3 protein-coding genes are annotated in these 2,136 nt (G+C 59.9%); 1 reads left to right on the top strand and 2 read right to left on the bottom strand.

The features are described from left to right. Positions 1-540: AEC family transporter (locus AC5JJ6_RS10940; protein WP_496042060.1), on the bottom strand; the 540-nt coding region annotated here is incomplete at its 3' end. A 109-nt stretch (positions 541-649) separates the two neighbouring features. Then, positions 650-868 (bottom strand): hypothetical protein, encoded by a 219-nt coding sequence (locus AC5JJ6_RS10935; RefSeq protein ID WP_496042059.1) that lies wholly within the window; start codon positions 866-868, stop codon positions 650-652. Between the two features lie 510 nt (positions 869-1,378). Between AC5JJ6_RS10935 and AC5JJ6_RS10930 the strand changes: the two genes are divergently transcribed. Further along, positions 1,379-2,086 (top strand): ParA family protein, encoded by a 708-nt coding sequence (locus tag AC5JJ6_RS10930; protein WP_496042058.1) that lies wholly within the window; start codon positions 1,379-1,381, stop codon positions 2,084-2,086. Positions 2,087-2,136 lie beyond the last annotated feature (50 nt).

Raw genomic sequence — 2,136 nt, 5'->3', positions numbered from 1 at the left:
CCACAACGGGACTTTGAATTGGGTCAGAAGGATCAGCAGCGACACCGCGACGCTGTAGAGCACGGGCGTCCGGACCAGTTGGCGGAAGCTGAACTTGCCGGCGGCTATCGCCGGCCCGAAGGTGAATTGCCCGATCGCCATGGCGGCAAAGAACATGACGCCAAGGCTCAGCCCTTCCTGCCCGTATGCGAAGAGACAGATCGGCAGGCCCAAATTGCCGGCATTGGGAAAGCTGAGCGCGGGCAGGTAGACCCGCCAAGGAATACGGGCGAGCCGGAGGAACGGGTAGGCGATCAATCCCGGCAGGACGATGCAGGCGATGGATGCCGCCGCCATGATGCCGAGCTGGTCTCCCGACAGAGGCGTATGGGTCAGGGAGGAGAAGACGAGACAGGGCGTCGACACGTTCACCGCGAAGGTGGTGATAAACGCGCTGTCGTAGGGCAGGTTGGCGCGAATCCAGCAGAACCCGAGTGCTGCGACGAGGAATACGGGAGCGATGACAGCCGTCATGCTGGAGAACAGCGCTACCAAATCCATGATCGGTCGGAGGTCCCTGCCCTGGCCTGGGGTGATCTTAAACTTGGGATGATCTGAAAAGTTGGGACTGCCTGGACCGCTGTTGCCTGATCGTCCAAATCCCGTTCGATTACCAGCGGACGTAAGGACCGGTGAACAGATCGCCCAGCGATCGCCGCATCTGGACGGTGATCCTCATCTGGTGACGGTTCCAATCGCGGTCGGCGTCGAGATGGCACCACTGGCACCAAGCCGCCAGATTGCGGGGATGGTTGTTACTGAGGTTGCCGTCCTTGTGGCAACAGGCCAGTACGACGCGGCTGAATTTCGACTTGCTGATCTCCACCATATCCGGCCATATCGATGGATGTCCGTAACGGTCGCGCCACGTGTCTCCGGCTATGGCATCGAGCCAGCGCCCGTCGGGAAGTATTCGTATCCTGGAAAGATGCTTCCGGCCACATCGTTCGCAAACACCGCGTGCGCGCTTGAAGCGAATGGAGTCGGATATCTGCGGCCAGTCAATGGGATAGAAGAAGCGATTCTGCCGGTTGATAGGCATTATTGTTCCAGCCAGGATGCAGGACTGCGGAGGAGGGCAACCGTAGCATCGGGCGAAGGATTAGCCAACTAATTAGATCCGGTACAGGATATTCGGCCTTGGCATGACTAGGTGGCGGGCCCGTTTACCCAGTAAACGAAGACCGATAAAATCATGAAACGCCGTTTACCGGGTAAACGGGCCACACTGTCCGAACTAATCGTCATCCGGCGTCCGCTCCGTCTATCGTCCCTGCCCGCTTTGCTGTAAACCTCGGCCATTAAAGCAGCAGAGGGTTGAGCGATGGCAGATACAGCCGTGGCTGAAAAGCCAAAGTCCAAAAAGCCCAAGAGCGCTCCGGCGCCGACAGCGGAGGCAGCGCCCAGGACGCCGAAGAAGTTGCTGGTTTCCGGCCCCAAAGGCGGCCTTGGCAAGACCGGCTGCTCCCGCATTATCGGGGTCGCAGCCAGCATGGCGGGCCTGAAGGTCCTGCTGGTCGATGCCGATGCCCAAGGCAGCCTCGCCGCATGGCATGAACTGCGTGAAGCTTCCGGCTACGAGAGCCTGGCTCCCATCGACTGCGTCGCCGTCGATATGGACAACGCGGCCGAGACGATCACCAAAGCCACGGACTACGACCTGATCGTCATCGATACGCCCAACGCCGTGCAGGCATACCGCGACCAATTCGTGGCGCTGATCGGGCTGGCGGATTTCGTGCTGATCCCGACGGGAGCGACGTTCGACGACAGACGGTCGACCATCCCATGGATGGGTGTCATGAAGCACCATGGCAAGGAAGCCGCTTTCGTCATGAACCGGGTCAAGCGGAGCACCGTCGCCTTCCGCGAAGCCAAGAAGCTTCTCCTGAAGGAAGGGCGGCTTTGCCCGGCCGAGATCCCGGACCTTGAGAACATCCATAACTTTGCCGACCAGGGCCTTTCGGCTGTGGACATCGACAATGCCAGCGGCCGCGACGACTGCATGGGATTGTGGCATTTCATTCGCAACGAGATGAGGCTCTGATGGTCAGTCTGCGTGAAGCCAAAAAGAAAGGGGCTGTCGCGGATTCGCGG

This window comes from Skermanella sp. (assembly GCF_059503625.1).
The sequence above is the reverse complement of the archived record's forward strand: the minus strand, read 5'-3'. Positions and strand labels throughout refer to the sequence as shown.

Coding starts and splice junctions, on each gene's coding strand:
- AC5JJ6_RS10935 (WP_496042059.1), bottom strand. CDS start 868: ATGGTGGAGATCAGCAAGTCGAAATTCAGCCGCGTCGTACTGGCCTGT.